Below are 18,513 nucleotides of genomic sequence, written 5' to 3'. Positions count from 1 at the left end.
AGTTTTTGCACCCGGTGGTTGCGGGATTACCGCTAGCCGCCGGGACCGTTTGCGCGGTAATCTCCGATGCGAGGAGAATTCCCACTCATGAGCCCAGCCGATTCCATACCCACCGACGATTCCGATGCCAGCTCCGCCCCTGATCGATCAACCGAGCGCATCAGGACAGGAAAGCCCAAGCCGCAAGCCGCCCCGGTGGTCCAAGGCGATTTCACGGCCAATTCGCGGCTGATTTGGCTTTGCGCTCTGGCGATACCGATCGGAGTCGCTTGCGGACTCGTGGCTGTGGTGCTGCAGCGGTTGATCGGATTCTTCACGAATGTGTTTTATTTCCAAGATTTCCACGTTGCCAGGTTTTTCTCGCTATCCGGCGGCGGCGATTTGGTGCAACCCTCGAACCATCACTTGGGCGCTTGGGCAATCCTGGTTCCGGTGACGGGGGGATTGATCGTCGGGTTGATGGCGAGGTTCGGCTCGGAAAAGATTCGCGGCGACGGCATTCCCGAAGCGCTCGAGGCGATCCTGATCGGCGGCAGCCGGATGTCGCCCAAGGTGGCGGTGCTGAAGCCCGTTTCGTCGGCGATTGCCATCGGCACGGGCGGGCCGTTCGGCGCCGAAGGGCCGATCATCATGACGGGCGGCGTTTGCGGTTCGATTTTCGCCCAGATTTTCCATCTGACTTCGGCGGAGCGAAAGACGTTGCTCGTGGCCGGGGCCGCCGGCGGCATGGCCGCCACTTTCGGCACGCCGCTGGCCGCCGTGTTGCTGGCCGTCGAAGTGATGTTGTTCGAATGGAAACCGCGGAGCCTGATTCCGGTGGCTCTCTCGGCCGGATTGGCGGCGATGCTGCGGCCGTATTTCTTTGGGCTGGATTCGATGCCCATGATGCAGCATCTGCCGCAGCACGCGTTCGTGCCGAGTTGGTCGCTGTTGCTTTCAACCGTCGTGGTCGGGCTGAGCGTCGGCGTGCTGTCGCTTCTACTGACGGCGGCAATCTACGCTGCCGAAGATACGTTTCATCGATTGCCGATCCACTGGATGTGGTGGCCGGCGATCGGCGGGCTGGTCGTCGGCATCGGCGGCTATTTCGAGCCGCGAGCGCTCGGCGTCGGCTACGACGTGGTGCTCGAAATCTTGCAGGGCAAGATGCTGCTCGGCGTGATGCTCGGCCTGATGGTGGCCAAGGCCGTGATGTGGGCGATCGCGCTTGGATCGGGCACATCCGGCGGCGTGTTCGCACCGTTTCTGATCGTCGGCGGCATCCTTGGGGCGATCGAAGCCCACTATTTGCCGGGGGGCGACGTCCAGCTATGTGCGCTGATCGGCATGGGAGCGGTGCTCTCCGGCACGATGCGTGCTCCGCTCACCGGCGCCATTTTCGCGCTTGAATTCACCTACGATACCGGAGCACTGGTGCCGCTGGTGCTCGGTTCGATTCTTTCTTACGGCTTCACGGTACTCACGATGAAGCGCTCGATTCTCACCGAAAAGGTCGCCCGCCGCGGCCTGCATGTCAGCCAGGAATACGGCGTCGATCCGCTCGAGCGGTTGAGCGTCGCGCAGGTGATGTCGGGCGACGTAGTGACCATTCCCGCGGCGATGCCGATTCAACAGCTCGTCAAGCAATTCTTCCTCGGCCCGAAGAGCAAGCAGCACCAGGGCTATCCGGTGGTGGCTACCGACGGCAGCTTGCTTGGCGTGATTACGAAAACCGATCTGCTCGACGAATGGGCCGAGGGCTTGTCGCCGGAGAGCTCGGGCGAGGGAAAGCGCGTGGCCCCGATCATCGCGTATGACATGATGAGCAGTCCGCCGATTACGGCTTTTCCGCAAGAAACTTGCCGCGAGGCGGTCGAGCGGATGGTGCAAACCGGAATCGGCCGACTGGTGGTCGTCGATGCGGCCGACCCGACGCGGATCCTCGGGATGGCGACGCGGAGCGACGTGCTAAAATCGCGGGCTCGGCTCGTGGATGAGGAGCAAAGCCGAGAGCGGTTTTATTCCGCCCGCTCCGGCTCGCGGCGCCGCGGCACGCCGAAGACCGATCCGCCGCGCAAAACGGCGTGAACGCGCCTGCGCATGCACCATTGCCCTCCCAAGCCCAGGGAAGGCCCCTCACCGCCCTCGCCACCGAAAACCGCCCCGCCGGCCTTCCCTGGGCCAGCCCCGCCAGGCAGCCCTCCCAACTGCTCTTGCACCTCACCGATACTTCGCCAATTTCCGCAAAATCTCCGCCGCCGCCGCGCCGCCATCCGCGGTGGTCGGAGGGGGCCGCATGCTTGCAAGCTTGGAACCGGAAGTTTTCGTGCTCGCCGAGGCGGTGTCTTTCGCCGTGCGATCGAGCACCGAGGCGGAGTCGATTCCTGCCGACGTGTCGGAGAGGCTTATCTGTTGCGTGTCACGAGACGATGCATTGCGGCTCGAGCCCGCCGGTTCCTCGGAGTGAAGCCAGGCGTCGACATCGACATCCTGCGCCGACGCCGCTTCGCGCGTTCGCGCCGCGGCTTCTTTCACGTTCTTGACGATCGGCTGCTTCTGCCCCTTCAAATCGGTGGTGAGATGCACCTCGAATCGCAAATGGCCGATCGAAAGCCGATCGCCCGATTTCAGCGCGTAGCGGCCTTCGACGCGCTCGTCGTTCACTAGCGTGCCGTTGCGGCTGCCCAGATCGCAAATCGTGGCGCGGCCGTCTTCCACCTGGAGCATGCAGTGCTGCCGGCTGACGGCATCGCTATTGGGCCGGAGCTGACATTCTTCGCCGCGGCCGATGAGAAATTTCGGGCCCGGAATGCGAATCTCTTGACCCGCCTGTTTTCCTTCGAGCACTTTTAATCGAAGTTCCATTCAAGACCTCTTCGCCAGACTTCATATCCCTCGCGCGGAAAAACCGAATGCGCCCAGGCAATCTATCGAAAGGCAATCAACCGCCGAACGATCGTCAGTACGAAGCACGCACGGCGCAGCGAGCGCCGAAGAGAATCATGATGCGACGCAAAGCTTTCTCTAACTCGCCGCGACTCTAATGCATCGGCAATTGCCGGCCTGGCGAACAACGGTCCGTCTGCCAGAACGTGCGATGAATAGTGTAGTCCGGCAATATTAACCCCCGGTTACGATTCTATCAGTGTTTTTCGCAAAACGCACGCAAAGTGCGCGATAATTGTCGAGGCTGCGGCGAGCCGCATGTAAAGCTGTGCGGCCTGGAACCGATAAATCATGCCGAAAACTGGGCTCGCTCCGGCTCCGACCGGCCTTGCGGATCACCGGCCGCCAACGCCGTTAGCGTTCGCAGCGTCGGCAAAGGAACATGGCCGTTGCGGTAGAGAACATTGTAGGCACAGAACGGGATCACATGGCCGCTCGGCAAGACGTGGTGGATGCAACACTTCATCAGCCGCCGCACGTCGAAATTGTAGGCGTCCAAAAACGACGTGATCGTGATCCGGAACACGTCTTCGGGCGCTAGCTGCTCGGCCGTCGCCCGGCGAAAGAACTCTTCGGCAAGCGATTCCGCTTCGGCCGGGCTCGCGATTCGACAATCGCTTATCTCGCCTGGCCGCGTGCCAACCGCGCTGCCGTTCAATCCGCCGATCGAAACCAAATTGTTCGCATCCGCAGTTCCGTTTTCCGGCCCACACTTGCCGCCGCAACAACTCTGGCTGCCCAAATACTGCTCGATCAATTCGCGGGCGCGGACGCGCGTGAACGTGATCCCGTTGGCCAGCAATTCCAAATGGTTCCGGGCATCGATGAATCGCGCCAAAGGAACGACGCGGCCGCCGCTCCGATAGGCGTAGCCCAGGCTGTGGCAATTCGGATGGGCGCACGGCAGCGGCAGAAAATCGTCTTTGTGAAATAGGCCGTCGGTCTGCCGGGCGATCTCGCGGATCACATCGGGAAACGTAATCCTCCGCTCCAGGCTCTCGGGCAGCACGACGCGGCCGGAATACGTCGCCGGTTGAAAACTGATCCCCGTGATCCACGGCCGGGCGAGCCCGAACCGCACGATCGCACCGACTTCATGCTCGTTCACGTCGGTTTGCAGCGTGGTCACGAGCGTCGTGCGCAGCCCATGTCGCCCGAGATTCTCCACTGCTCGCCGCTTGATCTCCGCCAGCGGCTCGCCGCGCAACGTTCGATAAACGGCGTCGTCAAAGCCGTCGAACTGAAGATAGAATTCGAGCCGATGCTTGTAGCGGGCCAGGCGTTCGAGGAATGGCGCATCGTGGGCCAGCCGGATGCCGTTGGTATTGATCATCACGACATCGATCGGCTGAGCGCAGGCATATTCGAGAATCTCGAAAAAATCGGGATGAATCGTCGGCTCGCCGCCGGAAAGCTGGAGCACTTCCGGCCGCGTTTCGACTTGCACCAGCCGATCGATGGCCCGCCGGCATTCCTCGATCGAAAGATGTTTTTGTCCCGGCCCGCTGGCCGCATAACAGACCGGACACGATAGATTGCAAGCGGCGGTGATTTCGACCAGTCCGACGCACGTGTGCTGCTCGTGCTCGGTACACAGCCCGCAATCCAGCGGGCAGCCTTTGTCGGGTTCGACGCCGAACAGCGGCGCCTTGCCCGGCAAGCTGAACTCCATCCGATCGAATTGCGACACATCGGAGCACACAAAATCTTCGCGCACGCCGTGCGTCGGACAGCGCTTGCGAAAATAGACCCGCGACTCGTCCTTGACGATGATCTTTGCCGGCACGACGGCGAGGCATTCCGGGCACAAGCTCTGCGTCATCCCCAAAAAACGATGCTCGCGAAGTCGCATGGATCAATCCCCAGTTCGATGGAGCGCGCGATGAAAGAAAAACGCGAAAAGGCCGAGAAACATAGTGCCGCCAGCGATTGCGGCAACCCACGTGAACAAGGTTCCCCCGTTGCCGTGGTACACGGAGCCGACGAAGCTAAACCCGGTCGCGGTGCAGGTCGCAACAAAGGCCGCAATCGCCGTGAAAACACTGACGGCCGCGAAGACGATCACCATGGCCATCGATTCTACAAAATCGGCGATCTTGTTTCCGAGCGTAAGCGGCATCCCGGATCGACGTCTGCGATTCAGCGCGATCGCCGTCGTTTGCAACGCCGCCGGCAGGCTCAGCACCGCGAGCGGAATGCCCAGGCCCGGTGCGATTCGCACCACGCCCATCACCACGGCGATCAATGCCGTCCACAGGAATAGCGTGCTGAGGCTGAACGTCCATTGCAATCTTTTTCCGGTATTCGGCAGCGCGACATGAGGATTACGTCGCGGTTTGGCCCGTTGCTTCGGGTCCGCCGAGACCGGATCGCCGGTCCGCCAACCGCAGAGCCAGCAGTAGGTTCCCTCGCCGGAAAACGCGGCCCCGCATTCAGGACACACGGCGGGCCGATCCGCGGATTGATTCGCGTCCATTCAACGTTTCGCACGCCAGAGGCCACGAACAATGAAAAACGCAAACGAGAGCATGAAGACAACGCCGGTTCCTGCCACGAGGATCACGACGAGCTCCGTGCCTGCGGCGCCTTTTCCGCTTGGCGCCACCGACGACAGGCAGATTACAAGAAGGGCCCCAATTGCCGCGATCCAGATTGCGATGGCAATTGCAAGGAAGAGCGCAAACGAAGCCACAAACGCAAGAATTTTTTCTGAAACACTGAGCGCGACTCCCGATTTGCGTCTCCGATACGCCGCGACACCGACGGAATGCAATGCCGCCGGAATACTTACAACCGCCAGCGCGATTCCCAAGCCGGGCGCAATTCGCACGACGCCCGCGATCACCGCCGCCAGCGCAGTCCAAAGAAACAGCGTGCTGAGGTTGAACGTCCAACCCAACTCGCCGCGGGGCGGGGCGGGGGACGCATACGGATTCGCCGCCTGTGAAATTTTCTGGTTCCCGCGGGGACCGACTGGGCCACCCAGTTTCCGCTTGCAAAGCCAACACGAGTCGGCATCGCCCCGCCACTCCGCTCCGCATTCGGGACAAGTCGCCGGCCGATCGTTTGGCCGCCGCTGGTCGCTGGGTGGATTCGACGGCATATCGCGCCCCAAGTAGTTGATTGCGCCGTGGATCGCGCGCTAGCACAGGGCTTTCCAGAGGCCGCGAAGAACTTGTCGGCCCACGGCGAGCACCGCGGCAATGCTGCCGGCGAGGAAAGCTAATTCAAAAAGTATGCAGCAAACACCAGCCGTTCCATCAGGCATGTGCGATGCTGCCTCGCCCACGAACACCGTGCAAACCGAAGCGCATACAATGATCGCCGCGATGAAAATAAAAGCACCGACCGACAGGGCAAACGCACCTAGCTTCTCCGGCACCGTCATCGTTCGCCCCAATTTGCGTTGCCGATAGCCGGCCATGCCGGCGGTGTTCACTGCCGCGGGGATGAACACGATCGCAAGCGCGATTCCGATCTCCAACGACAACTTCGCGAAGCCCATCAAAACGGCAAGCAGGGCTATCCAAAGAAACAGCGAATTCAGACTGAACGTCCATTTGAACGGGGCTCGGTTGGCCGGATCGAGCGGGTCGTCCGCCTTCCAACCGCAAAGCCAGCAGCCACTTCTTGCGCCGGAGAAGTCGGCTCCGCATGCGGGGCAAACCGCTGGCCGACTAATAGCTTGATGCGTCTCCATCGCCAACCCTGCTCGATTCCACAGCATAACTCCGCGCATTGTCTTTCGCGGCAAGGCAGGCCGTCAACTGTTTTCGCGTCCAGGCGACACGCCATAGCGTGTTGCGTTGCGAAGAGAGCGTCAACCGTTTCGACGGTTTGACGGCGGCTAAGATGGTTTCGCGAACCCGGGGAAGGCCGATGAAAGCGGGCTCAATTAGAAGACGCGTGGGGCCTTCCCCGGGCTTGGGGGAGAAGCGACGCGGTCTTAGGTGGCGGCTTTTTTCTTGGCGCGCTTTTTGGCGGCGCCTTTCGGCTTCGCCGCTTTTTTCTTTGGGGCGGCGGGCTTGGCCGCGGCTTTGGCTTTGGCGGCTTTGCGGAGTTGCGATTTCGTCGGGCCAGCGGCGGCGCGGTCGGCCAGCAGGCGAAGGGCCACGTCGAGCGTCACTTCTTCCGCCGTGCTGTTTTTCGGCAGCGATGCGTTGGTCACGCCGTCGGTGACATACAATCCATAGCGGCCGTCGAACACCTGTAGCGGCTGCTGCGTGACCGGCGATACGCCTTCGAGCACCTTGAGCGGCTCGCGCTTCGCGCCGAATCCGCGGCGCTGCGCCTTCGGTTGGGCCAAGAGCTCGAGCGCTTGCGGCAACGTCACGTCGAGCGGCGACATGCCCGCCGGCAGCGAACGCGTTTCCGTGCCGCATTTCACGTACGGCCCGAAACGGCCATTGTGAGCCACCACCATTTCGCCGCTGGTCGGATGCGGGCCAAGCTCGCGCGGCAAGGAAAGCAGCTTCACGGCTGCGGCCACGTCGATTTCCTCCGGCCGCATGCCTTTGAGCAGCGATGCGTTTTGCGGCTTTTCATCTTCATTGGCCGGGGCTCGTTGAACGTACGGCCCGAATCGCCCGGTTTTCAAATAGATCGGCCGGCCCGTATCCGGGCAGATGCCCAGCGGCTCTTCCGCCTGCTGCGCCCGGCTGAGTAAATCGAGCGCGACCGGCACGGTCAATTCATCGGGGGCCATCGTGTCTTGCAGGCTCGCCTTGCGCTCGCCTTGCTCGACGAAGGGGCCGTAGCGGCCGACGCGAACGAAAATCGGCTCTTGCCCTTCGGGCTGGCCGATCGTGATCCGGCTTACGTCGCGGGCATTGATTTGCTCGACTTTGTTTTCAAGCTGCGGCTTGAGGCCCGGCGAGCCATTGGCCGGGTTGACGCCCGAGCTATCGCCGAAATAAAAGCCCCGCAGATATTCGGTCCGCTTGCTTTCGCCGCGGCTGATCGAATCGAGATCGTCTTCCATCTGCGCTGTGAACTGGTAATCGACCAAGCTCGGCAAATGATTTTCCAAGAGTTGCGAGACGGCGAACGCCGTCCATGTGGGCACCAGAGCCGTTCCGCGCTTGACGACATATTCGCGGGCCAGGATCGTGTCGATGATCGATGCGTAGGTGCTCGGGCGGCCGATGCCCATTTCTTCCAGCGAGCGGGTGAGCGTGGCCTCGGTGAAGCGGGCGGGGGGCTGTGTGGTGTGTCCCTTGGGCAGAAGTTCGCGGCAGGCCAGTGCTTCGTCGCGTTCGACCGCCGGCAGCACGGCGTCGCGCTCGGCAAGGTCGGCCTGCGGATCATCGGAACCTTCGACGTAGGCTCGAAAATAGCCGGGGAATTCGATCGTCTTGCCGCTGGCCTGAAAAGTTGCCCGTGTGCCACTGGCTTCGCCAGTGCTTTCGCCCGCGATTCGCATCGTCAGCCGGGTGCCGCGAGCATCGGTCATTTGGCTGGCGACGGTGCGCTTCCAGATCAGGTCGTAGAGCTTGAATTCCTCGGCGCTCAGCTTGTCGCGCAATTGCTCGGGAAAGTCGAACGGATGGCCGGCGGGGCGAATTGCCTCGTGCGCCTCTTGGGCGTTTTTTACCTTGGTTTGATAAACGCGCGGCGAGGGAGGCAGGAATTCCGGGCCGTATTCCTTGGCGACCAACTCGCGCGCGGCCTCGACGGCCACCGAGGCGAGCGTGGTCGAGTCGGTGCGCATGTAGGTGATATGGCCGTTTTCATACAAACTTTGGGCCACTTGCATCGTGCGCCGGGCGGTGAAGCCGAGCTTGCGGTTGGCTTCTTGCTGCAAGGTGCTCGTCGTGAAGGGCGGATAAGGTTTCGATGTGTAGGGCTTGGCCTCGAGCGATGCGACGCGGAATTGGGCTTGCTTCAAACGGTCGGCCAATTGGTTGGCCGCTTGTTCGTCGAGCACCAGCGGCGCCTTTTCGCCCGACTTCAGGCGGCCGGTGGCCGGATCGAAATCCTTGCCGGCCGGAATCTCGCGGCCATCGACTTCGACGAGCGTCGCTTCTAACTGTTCGCCTTCGGCCGTGGCAAACGTGGCCAGCAGGTCCCAATAGCTGGCCGCGTGAAATGCCATGCGTTGCCGCTCACGATCGACGATCAGCCGCACGGCGACGCTTTGCACCCGTCCCGCCGAGAGCTTCGGCCGCACCTTTTTCCACAGCAGGGGCGACACCTCGTAGCCGTAGAGCCGATCGACGATCCGCCGGGCTTCTTGCGCCCGCACCAGATCGGCATCGATTTGCCGCGGATGGGCCAGCGCGTTTTCGATCGCTTCTTTCGTAATTTCGTGAAACACCAGCCGATGCACCGGCACCCGCGGCTGCAAAAGTTCGTTCAAATGCCAGCTAATGGCTTCCCCTTCGCGGTCTTCGTCCGTTGCCAGATACAGGTCCTTGGCCTGCTTTACGAGCGTTTTGAGCTTGCGCACATGGGCCGCCTTGCCGGGGGGAACGATGTAGAGCGGCTCGAAATCTTCTTCCACATTTACGCCGAGCCGCGACCAAGGCTGATCGCGATAGGCGTCGGGAATCTGGCTGGCCCCCTGCGGCAGATCGCGAACGTGCCCGATGCTGGCCTCGACCGTAAACCCGCGGCCGAGAAACTTGCTGATCGTGCGCGCTTTGGCCGGCGATTCGACAATCACCAAGGATTTGGTCGAGCCGTTAGCGGCCTTTTTCTTTGCCATGCCGAATCTTTCGTAGGTCAGGCTTTCCAGCCTGATGGATTCGTCTTTTCGTCGCTCAGGCTAGAAAGCCTGACCTACTAATGTTGTCACTAAATATCGCCGTTGGCCGGGGGATTGTTCATTTTCCCTGCGGCGCTTCGGCTCAACCGCTGCATTCTATGCGATCCGTCGCGGCGGGTACCCCCAGAACCGGTCTGATCGCTGCAATTGCTGCCGGCAACAGGCGATGCGGCCACCGCTCCCGCCGCCGATTGGGATTGCATTTAGCTCGGCCACCGGTAGAATTCCTAGCTTGCACCGGCCGTAAGCGGATATGCTGACTGGTGTTCGGCAATGTATCCGACCGGCCGCCGGATGCCAAGCGCGTCCGGAGACGTTGGTGGGCCACGAACCGATCGCCCGCGGCCTTCCGAGCATCGGTCTGGAGGCCAAGCGAAACGGGGGGTGCAGGAGTATTCGGTTTCGCCGGTCGCCGCCGAAGGTGCGTGGGCCTCGTTTGCGGCGCAACCTTTTCAGACAGCCCGCGCCAGCCCGCGCTTTCAATATAGAGATCTTCCGGTAACCACATCTTCGGACCTCTGCAGCTCCGAATCACGGGACATCCGGTCGCAACGAGCAAGGAATCATCGCAATGGCCAAGTCGTACAATCCTTTTGCCATCTTCCGCAAGAACAATAAGATCGCTTTGGCGTTTATCACGCTGTTGTCGATGTTCGCTTTCGTGTGCGTCGGGCCGTCGCTGATGGGGCGGGCCAACAATGGGAGCGGGCCGGGCCAGGTCCCCCTGCTCGCCAAATGGAATTACGGCGATATTACGCAGGCCGAGGTCAGCAGCAAGCTCACGTGGCGCGTACGGATCAACAAATTCTTGACCCTCTTGCACGAAAAGGCCGCCGATATCGGCAAAATGGACCGCGACACTCGGCCCATTCTGTTTGAGCCGGAGTCGCAAGGCGGCATCCTCGAATCGATGGTTTTGGACAAGAAGGCCGAGCTGCTGGGAATGAGCGTCAGCGACGCGTCGATCAATAACTTCATCAACCGCGTGTCGGGCAACGCGCTGAGTCAGGAAGATAAGAGCGCCATTCTGTTGAAGGCCGTCGGCGATAGCCGCGGTTCGCCGTCGATGCTGTCGGACCAACTTTTCGACGCCCTGCGATTCGAACTCCGTGTCCGCTATTTCACATCGCTGCTGTTCAACGATTCGGTCGATTACAACACGCCCGAGGAGCGATGGGATTATTTCAGCCGGCTGAACCGGCAGGCGACCGTGCAGGTGGTGCCGGTGGCGGTGAAGGATTTCGTCGACCAAGTGCCCACGCCCGGCAACGACGAACTCGAAAAGCTGTTCGACCAGTTCAAGGATCGACTCCCGCAGCCGCAATTTCCCGATCCGGGTTTCATGATGCCGGCCCGGGCCAAATTCCAATACATCAAGGCCCCGCAGGACAAGTTGGCAAAGGCCGACGAGGCACAGATCACCGACAAACAAATCGACGACTATTACCAGCAGAACAAGGAAAGCTATCGCAAATCGACGTTCGACGAATCGTCGCTTACCCCGAGCAGCGAAAAACCGGCGACCGTATCGCCGAAGGCCACGGAGCCGCCAAAGACGGACGAGAAGTCGAAGGCAACTGAAAAGCCAAAGGCCGACGAGAAACCAAGGGCGGGCGATACGGCAAAGCCCGCAACGCCGAAGAATGACGATAAATCCAAAACACCCGATGCCGGCAAGACGCCGGCCAACCCCGCGGCACCGGCCAAACCGGCGACGAACGCCCCGCCGCCCGCCAAGCCGGCGACCGATAAAACCACCGATAAACCGGCGGCCGACAAGCCGGCCTCCGACAAATCCTCGGATTCTCGACCGGCAATTCACCCCTTTGCCGACAATGAGTTGCTGGCATTAGCCGACACGGCCAGTCCGGCCACAACCACGCCGCCACCCGCGGCAAAAACCGATACCCCTCCGGCACCCACCTCACCGGCAAAGACCGCCGACAAAGCCGCTGCGGACAAAGCCGCTGCGGACAAAGCCGCTGCCAACACAGCCACGGCAGACAAAGCCACGGCAGACAAAGCTGCTGCCGACAAAGCCGCTGCCGACAAAGCCGCTGCCGACAAAGCAACTGCTGCCAAAACCGAGCCGGCAAAGCCTGAGCCCGCAAAAACAACCCCGCCCGCTACGCCCGCGAAAGCTGAGCCGGCGAAAGCTGAACCGGCGAAAACCGAACCGGCGAAAACCGGACCCGCAAAGGTCGAATCGCCAAAAAAAGCTGAAACGCCCAAAGCTGGCAGCGAATCGTCGAACGCCGATGAATTCCGATCGTTGTCAGATCCGAAACTGCGTGCGGAAATTCGTTCGACCCTTGCCAATGAAATAGCCGCACGCGAAATCAACGACAATTTGAAAAAAATCCGCACCCAGGTGCAAAACTACGGCCGGGCCGTCTCGGCCTGGATCGGCGACGGCAAGCCGCCGGCCGAGGAGCCCGAGGCCCCCGATTTCGCCGCCACTGCGAAAGGCTCGGGTATGACGTTCGAATCGACCGGCTCGCTCTCGGCCGAAGAAGCCGAGGAGCAAACCGAATTGGGCAAGTCGATGGAATTCAATGAAATTGTCAGGCGGGTGACCTACTTCACTCAGACGGCCTTCGATCCGAACCTGGCTTCGTACGTGCCCACTCAGTCAATGTCGCCCGACGGCAAGACTTCGTATCTCTGGTGGCGGACCGACTACGCCGCGGCCTATGTTCCGACATTCGCCGACGCCAAGCCCGAGGTGGTGCGTGCCTGGAAGGTGATCGAGGCCCGCAAGTTGGCGCTGGCCGAGGCCAAGAAGGACGCCGACGACGCGAATAACCGCCGCGCATCGCTGAAGGACATCTTCTTGAATCGGGCGAATGTCACCGTGCCGACGATCGGCCCTTTCCATTGGCTCACGATCGGCAACACGCCCATGGGCAGTTCGATGCGGCCGACGATCGGAATCACGCAGATTTCCGGCCTGGATCTTGCCGGGGAGGATTTCATGCGTGCGGTGTTTACGACCGACGTCGGCAAGACCACCGAAGCCTTCAATCAACCGCAAACGATTGCCTATGTGGTGCAGGTGCAGTCGATCGACCCGCCGGAAGACGTGTTCCGTCAACAGTTCCTGAAAGCCCAGCAAGAGGCGTTCGAACAGCGAGACGCCGGGCAAGCCGGCGCGGCGGCCCGCGCCCTTGCCGACGAAGCCAGGCAGGCCAAGCTGCGGGCAATCGAACGGGATCTCGGCCTCAAGCTAGTAGCGACTCCCGCCCAACTTGCCGGCTCGAGCAGCGGCCCCGCCGCCCCGCCCGAAGACGAAGGCGATGAATGATCCGGTTCTCAAGCCGGTAGCGCTAGCAAAGAAGTTTTGTCTTTTGGCCTGGGCGCCGATCTACCCTCCGGCAACGTGAGATGATTCCTCGCTTGCGCTGCGGGCTACCGAATTCCTGCATTATCGGCGAGGGCGTTATTAGCCGCGCGGTTTCAACACGCTGACGCTAAGCGGCGGGAGCACGATTTCGAGCGAATAGGGCCGGCAGTGGCTCTCTGTTTCGCTGGCTCGGAGGCCGGAGCCGTTGCCCAGGTTGCTGCCGCCGTAGAAGGTCGAATCGCTGTTGAAGATTTCTTCGTACCAGCCCCCTTGCGGCACTCCGAATCGGTAGGCCATGCGCGGCACTGGCGTGAAATTGCAAGCCACGATCAAAAAGTCGTTCGCATTCTTCGCCCGGCGAATATAGATCAACACGCTGTCGTTGAAATTGTGGCAATCGATCCATTCGAAGCCGGCCGGATCGAAATCCACTTGGTGCAGGGCCGCCTCGCGGCGATAGATGCGGTTCAAATCCGCGACGCATTTCTGCAGGCCCTGGTGCGCCGGCCATTGCAAGAGATGCCATTGCAGGCTTTCTTCGTAGTTCCATTCGTTCCATTGGCCGAAGTCGTCGCCCATGAAGAGCAGCTTCTTGCCCGGATGGGTCCACATGTAGGAATAGAGCAGCCGCAGATTGGCGAACTTCTGCCATAGGTCGCCGGGTTGCTGGCTCAGCAGCGCGCCCTTGCCATGCACCACTTCATCGTGCGAGAGCGGCAGCACGAAATTTTCGTGGAAGGCGTAGATCAGGCTGAACGTGAGCTCGTCTTGATGGTATTTGCGGTGGATCGACTCGTGGCGCATGTAGCGAAGCGTGTCGTTCATCCAGCCCATGTTCCACTTCAGGCTGAAGCCCAGCCCGCCGACATACGTCGGCCGCGAGACGCTCGGCCAGGCGGTCGATTCCTCGGCGACGGTGAGCACACCGGGAAAATGCTCGTGCGCCAGAACGTTGAATTCCTTGATGAACGAAATGGCTTCGAGATTTTCACGGCCGCCGAATTCGTTCGGAATCCATTGCCCCTCTTGGCGGCTGTAATCGAGATAGAGCATCGATGCCACGGCATCGACCCGCAGGCCGTCGATATGATATTTGTCGAGCCAGAACAAGGCGTTCGAGAGCAGATAATTGCGCACCTCGGTCCGGCCGTAGTTGAAGATCAGCGTGCCCCAATCGGGATGCTCGCCTTGCCGCGGGTCGGAATGCTCGTAGAGACAGGTGCCATCGAAGCGAAACAGCCCGTGGCCGTCGCGCGGAAAATGCGCCGGCACCCAATCGATCAGCACGCCGATGCCGTTTTGATGGCATAGGTCGACGAAATACATGAAATCTTCAGGCGAGCCGTAGCGGCTGGTGGCGGCATAATAACCGACGGTTTGATAGCCCCAACTGCCGGAGAAGGGATGCTCGCTCACCGGCAAAAGCTCGAGGTGCGTATAGCCCATTTCCTTGCAGTAATCGACCAGTTGATGCGCCAGCTCGCGATAGGGCAACCAGCGCTTCGGGTCGTCGCCCGGTCGGCGCCAGCTTCCCAGGTGCACCTCGTAGATCGACATCGGCGCTTCGAGCGAATTGTATTGCGGCCGGTTGGCGACCCAGCCCTGATCGCCCCAACGGTAGCGGTCGAGATCGACGACTTTCGAGGCGGTGCGAGGCGGAAGCTCGGCGGCAAAACCATACGGGTCGGACTTTTCAACCTCCGACGCTCCGTGTTTGACGCGATATTTGTAGATCGTTCCTTCTTTCAGCTCCGGAATGAACAGTTCCCAGATGCCGGCCGGGACATGCTTTCGCATCGGATGCCGCCGGGCATCCCACGAATTGAAATCGCCGATGACGCTGACCGAATTTGCATTCGGCGCCCAGACGGCGAAATTCACCCCGGCCACGCCGTCGACCGTTCGCAGTTGGGCCCCCATCCGGTCGTAGCTTCGCCAATGGCGTCCTTCGCCCAACAGGTGCAGATCGTAGCCGGTCAACAGCGGCTCGAAGGCATACGGATCGTGCGTGGTGGTTTGCTCGCCGTTTGCATCGGTAATTCGCAACATGTAGAGATCTCGGCGTGAGGAGTCAATCAAGGGACAAATCGCTTCGAAGAAACCGGCAGGATGGATTTTCTGCATCGGCCGGCTCCAAGCATGGGCCTGATCGACGACCCACGCTTTGGTCGACGCCGGCAAGAACGCGCGAACCGAAAGGGCTTTCCGCCCCCCTTCGATCACTTCGTGCGGACCGAGGATTTCGAACGGATTTTCGTAGCGGCCTTCCGCCAGCGCGCCCAGCTTATCGGATTCTATGGGGTTTGGCACGTTAGTGCTCCTATCAAATTCGTTCGCCGGCCGGTGCAATTCGCGCGCCGGCCTTGTCAGTGTTCACGCCTTTAGCGTGTCTTCGGCGACACGCCAAAGCGTGAACTCCAACTTTGATTTTTTCCGCGGCGTCGGTCATTCGCCGCCGCGTCGCCGTCTGGCCCGATTCTCGTCCGGCCGCAGGCCAAAGCAATGGCACAATCGCAGATCGGCCGATCGTGGCGATCAGGAAACTCGCCACCAACTGGGGGGCGCTTCCATTTCCGTCCACCACTCTTTCAAACGGCGGAAGAATGCAATCGTCCGACCCCAGACTGCCGCGATCCTATCGAGCCATCCGCCGACCCAATTGTCGGGACGACTGGCCGACTGGTCGATTCCGCCGACCGGCGCGGTCGATTGAGGGTCCGGCGATCGAACCGCATGGCCGTCGGCATTGGCCGCGGCTGGTGGTTCGTTCGGCACCGTCGCTCGGCATTGCACCCGGTGGTATGCCAATGCCCGATCCAACCGCTGCCAGAGATCGCGGTTCTTAATCGGCACCATTTGGCCATGATGTTCCCAGTTCCAATCATTTTCGCGCCAATCGGACAAGCCGTAGCTCAACCCGCGGGCGACATACTTGCTGGGAGTCACAAGCGTGACGCGAGACGGCTGCTCGAGCGCTTCCAGGCCGCGAACGACGGCCAGCAGCTCTAGCCGCTCGCCGCCGAGGGCCGGTTCGGCGTCGGCTGCTTCGAGCCGGCTCGAACCGTCCAGCGATTGCAAGACGAACCGCCAGTCGCTCGGCGGGGAACTGGCCGAGCGACGACGCGATTCAGAAAACAACAGAAAATGAGGCGCAGTGGCGCTCATAGCAAAGGCCTTTGGACGTTTGGTGGGGAGGAAACCAAAGTCTGGACGCCGCGGCCCTCAGGATGTAGGCCAAGACGCCCAACCGCTTTTACTTATCGGCACGCCCAACGCAGCTTCACCAGTTTTACCAAATTAAACTAGCATGCCAAACGCTGCCGCCTAGTTGCTTCGATGCGTCAAATTAAGCACTCGTGGTTGCAGCCAATGCTGCCGATTCCAAGCTTGACGCCGGAACAAATGGAATGGTTTGCCTTCGAGTCACTGCCCCCTCACCCCCGGCCCCTCTCCCGCGAAGTGGAGAGGGGAGAGAATGTGCGGCCGGCTCGTTCGCCGTTAGAATGGCGGCAGTAGATCAAACCTCCGAACCAGCCGCGCCGACGTTCTCGCCCCTAACCCCTAACCCCTAACCCCTCGCCCCTCGCGCCTCGCCCCTCACTTCGCCCCTCACCTCTCGCCTCCCCTTGATCCTCGCACTTCTCGGCCTCGACGACGAAACGCTTGCGATCGCTGCGGCGGCTGCCCGCGATCCGCAACACCGAATTGCCGTCGTTTGCGATCTGCCACAGGGCGCTTGGACAAGGCTTGAAGCGGTTGGAATCCGCAAGATCAAGGAAGTGCCATGGGAATCGCTCTTGGCCGGTGGGCAGTGCGATGCGGTCGTGGTCGCTTCGCCGGGGCAAGGCACTACCGCTGACGGCGATGCCGAAGAATTGCGCACCGAGCAGCTTCGCAAATTAGTTCAGGAAGAGGTGCCGCTGCTGGTTGCCCATCCGGTGCTGAATTCCGTGTTGGCTTGTTATGAAATCGACATGATTCGCCGCGAATCGGGCGGGATGGTGCTGCCGTATCTGCCGGCCCGATTTTCGCCGGCGATCGCGCAGCTCCGCCAATTGCTTCGCGATCCGGAGCGATCGCCGATCGGCCAGATCGAGCAGCTCGTTTTCGAGCGCACGGCAAAGGATCGCAGCCGCCGGGCGGTGTTGGCCCATTTTGCCCGCGATATCGATTTGATTCGTGCATTGGTGGGCGACGTGACGCGGGTCGGCGTGCTCGGTTCGCCGGCGTGGCCCCCCACGCCCAGCCCAGATTCCGCTTATGCCACGCTGACGGTGCAAATGGCGGGCGAAGGAACGGGCGTAATTCGTTGGTCGATTCTCCCCCCCGAAGACTTCCAGGGGGGCTGGCTCAGGATCGTCGGCACGAAAGATCGGCTCGAATTGTCGCCGCCGGGCGAGGGTGATTCGCCGCTTACCGCGGCCGAGCCGGCCAGCGAGGATGATTCGTCGACGATCGAAAACGACGAGGTGTTTGCCCCAGCAGCAGCCGCCCTTCGGCGATTGACGCGCGCGATCCACGACCGCGAGCAACCCGCCGAATGGATCGAAGCCATTCGCGACATCGAGCTGAGCGACGCGATTCCGCGAAGCCTCGTCCGCGGCCGAACGATCGAAGTGCAACACGAACAACCGACCGAACAAGGGACTTTCAAGGGCCTGATGACGTCGCTCGGCTGCGGACTGCTGCTGATCGGCTTGGGGGCAATCGTCGTGTTGGCCCTATTGGACGCCGTCGCGAATGCCAATCATTGGCAAGCGCTGGCGGCGATCCTGCGGCCTTGGCCGTGGGTGATGTGCGGCGTATTCGGCGTGTTCTTGATGTTTCAGCTTCTGCTGTGGCTCACCCAACGCGGCGAATCGACCGATCGCCATTCCGACGAACAATGATTGGCCGACGCGCGAAACCGCAAGCGAACTGCCGCGTCTTGTCGCCTGAGGCTTGGCCGAACAATAACTTCTCCACAGACCCCTCTCCCCTTGCGGGAGAGGGTAGGGTGAGGGGTTCAAAAGCGGATGTTATTCGGCCGGGCCTAAGTCGGGAGCCTGTCCCCAATCTGACGTTCGACGTATTTTGCCAGCACATCGGTCTCGAGGTTCACGGTGTCGCCGGTTGCCAATTGGCCGAGCGTCGTGGCGGCGAGCGTGTGCGGAATCAGCGCTACGCTGAAGCGATCGTCGAGAGCCCCGACCACCGTCAGGCTCACACCGTCGATGGCAATCGATCCCTTCGGCGCGATTTGCTGCATTAGATCCGCCGGCGATTGAAACCAACAGGTCGACCAATCGCCGTCGTCGCGGCGTTCGGTGAGCGTGCCGAGGCCGTCGATGTGGCCGGTGACCAAATGGCCGCCGAGCCGGTCGCCAAGCACAAGCGACCGTTCGAGATTTACCGGACTGCCTGCTCGCAGGCGGCCGAGATTGGTGCGCCTTAGCGTTTCCTCGCCCGCCTGGAACGAAAGTGTCTGAACATGGATGGC

At 61.3% G+C, this 18,513-nt stretch carries 12 protein-coding genes; 3 read left to right on the top strand and 9 right to left on the bottom strand.

The genetic code is table 11. From position 1 onward, the window contains the following. The first annotated feature begins 87 nt into the window (after window positions 1-87). Window positions 88-2,067, top strand: coding sequence for a chloride channel protein (locus VHX65_00310; GenBank protein ID HEX3996974.1), 1,980 nt, complete (start codon window positions 88-90; stop codon window positions 2,065-2,067). A gap of 132 nt (window positions 2,068-2,199) precedes the next feature. Here the strand turns inward: VHX65_00310 and VHX65_00305 are convergent, their stop codons facing one another. The 6 genes from VHX65_00305 to topA form a co-directional block, all read right to left on the bottom strand. Beyond that, on the bottom strand, window positions 2,200-2,844 hold the full coding sequence (locus VHX65_00305) for an FHA domain-containing protein (protein HEX3996973.1): 645 nt from the start codon (window positions 2,842-2,844) through the stop codon (window positions 2,200-2,202). A 370-nt stretch (window positions 2,845-3,214) separates the two neighbouring features. Continuing rightward, on the bottom strand, window positions 3,215-4,777 hold the full coding sequence (locus VHX65_00300) for a radical SAM protein (GenBank protein ID HEX3996972.1): 1,563 nt from the start codon (window positions 4,775-4,777) through the stop codon (window positions 3,215-3,217). A 3-nt stretch (window positions 4,778-4,780) separates the two neighbouring features. After that, on the bottom strand, window positions 4,781-5,401 hold the full coding sequence (locus VHX65_00295; protein ID HEX3996971.1) for a hypothetical protein: 621 nt from the start codon (window positions 5,399-5,401) through the stop codon (window positions 4,781-4,783). Next, window positions 5,402-5,737 (bottom strand): hypothetical protein, encoded by a 336-nt coding sequence (locus VHX65_00290; GenBank protein ID HEX3996970.1) that lies wholly within the window; start codon window positions 5,735-5,737, stop codon window positions 5,402-5,404. 330 nt (window positions 5,738-6,067) lie between these two features. Then, window positions 6,068-6,382, bottom strand: a complete 315-nt coding sequence (locus VHX65_00285; protein ID HEX3996969.1) for a hypothetical protein — start codon at window positions 6,380-6,382, stop codon at window positions 6,068-6,070. Between the two features lie 489 nt (window positions 6,383-6,871). Next, window positions 6,872-9,631, bottom strand: a complete 2,760-nt coding sequence (topA, locus tag VHX65_00280) for a type I DNA topoisomerase (GenBank protein ID HEX3996968.1) — start codon at window positions 9,629-9,631, stop codon at window positions 6,872-6,874. A gap of 631 nt (window positions 9,632-10,262) precedes the next feature. Between topA and VHX65_00275 the strand changes: the two genes are divergently transcribed. Beyond that, entirely contained in the window at window positions 10,263-12,995 is a 2,733-nt protein-coding gene (locus tag VHX65_00275) for a hypothetical protein (protein HEX3996967.1), read from the top strand. Window positions 12,996-13,133: 138 nt separating this feature from the next. Here the strand turns inward: VHX65_00275 and glgB are convergent, their stop codons facing one another. Both glgB and VHX65_00265 read right to left on the bottom strand, forming a co-directional pair. Continuing rightward, window positions 13,134-15,158, bottom strand: a complete 2,025-nt coding sequence (glgB, locus tag VHX65_00270; GenBank protein ID HEX3996966.1) for a 1,4-alpha-glucan branching protein GlgB — start codon at window positions 15,156-15,158, stop codon at window positions 13,134-13,136. 411 nt (window positions 15,159-15,569) lie between these two features. Next, window positions 15,570-16,199, bottom strand: coding sequence for an RNase H family protein (locus VHX65_00265; GenBank protein ID HEX3996965.1), 630 nt, complete (start codon window positions 16,197-16,199; stop codon window positions 15,570-15,572). Between the two features lie 461 nt (window positions 16,200-16,660). Here VHX65_00265 and VHX65_00260 point away from each other — a divergent pair, with 461 nt between their 5' ends. Further along, window positions 16,661-17,923 (top strand): hypothetical protein, encoded by a 1,263-nt coding sequence (locus VHX65_00260; protein ID HEX3996964.1) that lies wholly within the window; start codon window positions 16,661-16,663, stop codon window positions 17,921-17,923. Window positions 17,924-18,066: 143 nt separating this feature from the next. Here VHX65_00260 and VHX65_00255 read toward each other — a convergent pair. Beyond that, a partial coding sequence (locus tag VHX65_00255; GenBank protein ID HEX3996963.1) for a riboflavin synthase occupies window positions 18,067-18,513 on the bottom strand: 447 nt, incomplete at its 5' end.

Source organism: Pirellulales bacterium, from assembly GCA_036267355.1.
Classification (GTDB): Bacteria; Planctomycetota; Planctomycetia; order Pirellulales; family DATAWG01; genus DATAWG01.
The sequence above is the reverse complement of the archived record's forward strand: the minus strand, read 5'-3'. Positions and strand labels throughout refer to the sequence as shown.

Excerpts from the sequence above, each read along its gene's own strand:
- VHX65_00310 (HEX3996974.1), top strand. The coding sequence starts at position 88 with ATGAGCCCAGCCGATTCCATACCCACCGACGATTCCGATGCCAGCTCC.
- VHX65_00305 (HEX3996973.1), bottom strand. The coding sequence starts at position 2,844 with ATGGAACTTCGATTAAAAGTGCTCGAAGGAAAACAGGCGGGTCAAGAG.
- VHX65_00300 (HEX3996972.1), bottom strand. The coding sequence starts at position 4,777 with ATGCGACTTCGCGAGCATCGTTTTTTGGGGATGACGCAGAGCTTGTGC.
- VHX65_00295 (HEX3996971.1), bottom strand. The coding sequence starts at position 5,401 with ATGGACGCGAATCAATCCGCGGATCGGCCCGCCGTGTGTCCTGAATGC.
- topA (HEX3996968.1), bottom strand. The coding sequence starts at position 9,631 with ATGGCAAAGAAAAAGGCCGCTAACGGCTCGACCAAATCCTTGGTGATT.
- VHX65_00275 (HEX3996967.1), top strand. The coding sequence starts at position 10,263 with ATGGCCAAGTCGTACAATCCTTTTGCCATCTTCCGCAAGAACAATAAG.
- glgB (HEX3996966.1), bottom strand. The coding sequence starts at position 15,158 with ATGCAGAAAATCCATCCTGCCGGTTTCTTCGAAGCGATTTGTCCCTTG.
- VHX65_00265 (HEX3996965.1), bottom strand. The coding sequence starts at position 16,199 with ATGAGCGCCACTGCGCCTCATTTTCTGTTGTTTTCTGAATCGCGTCGT.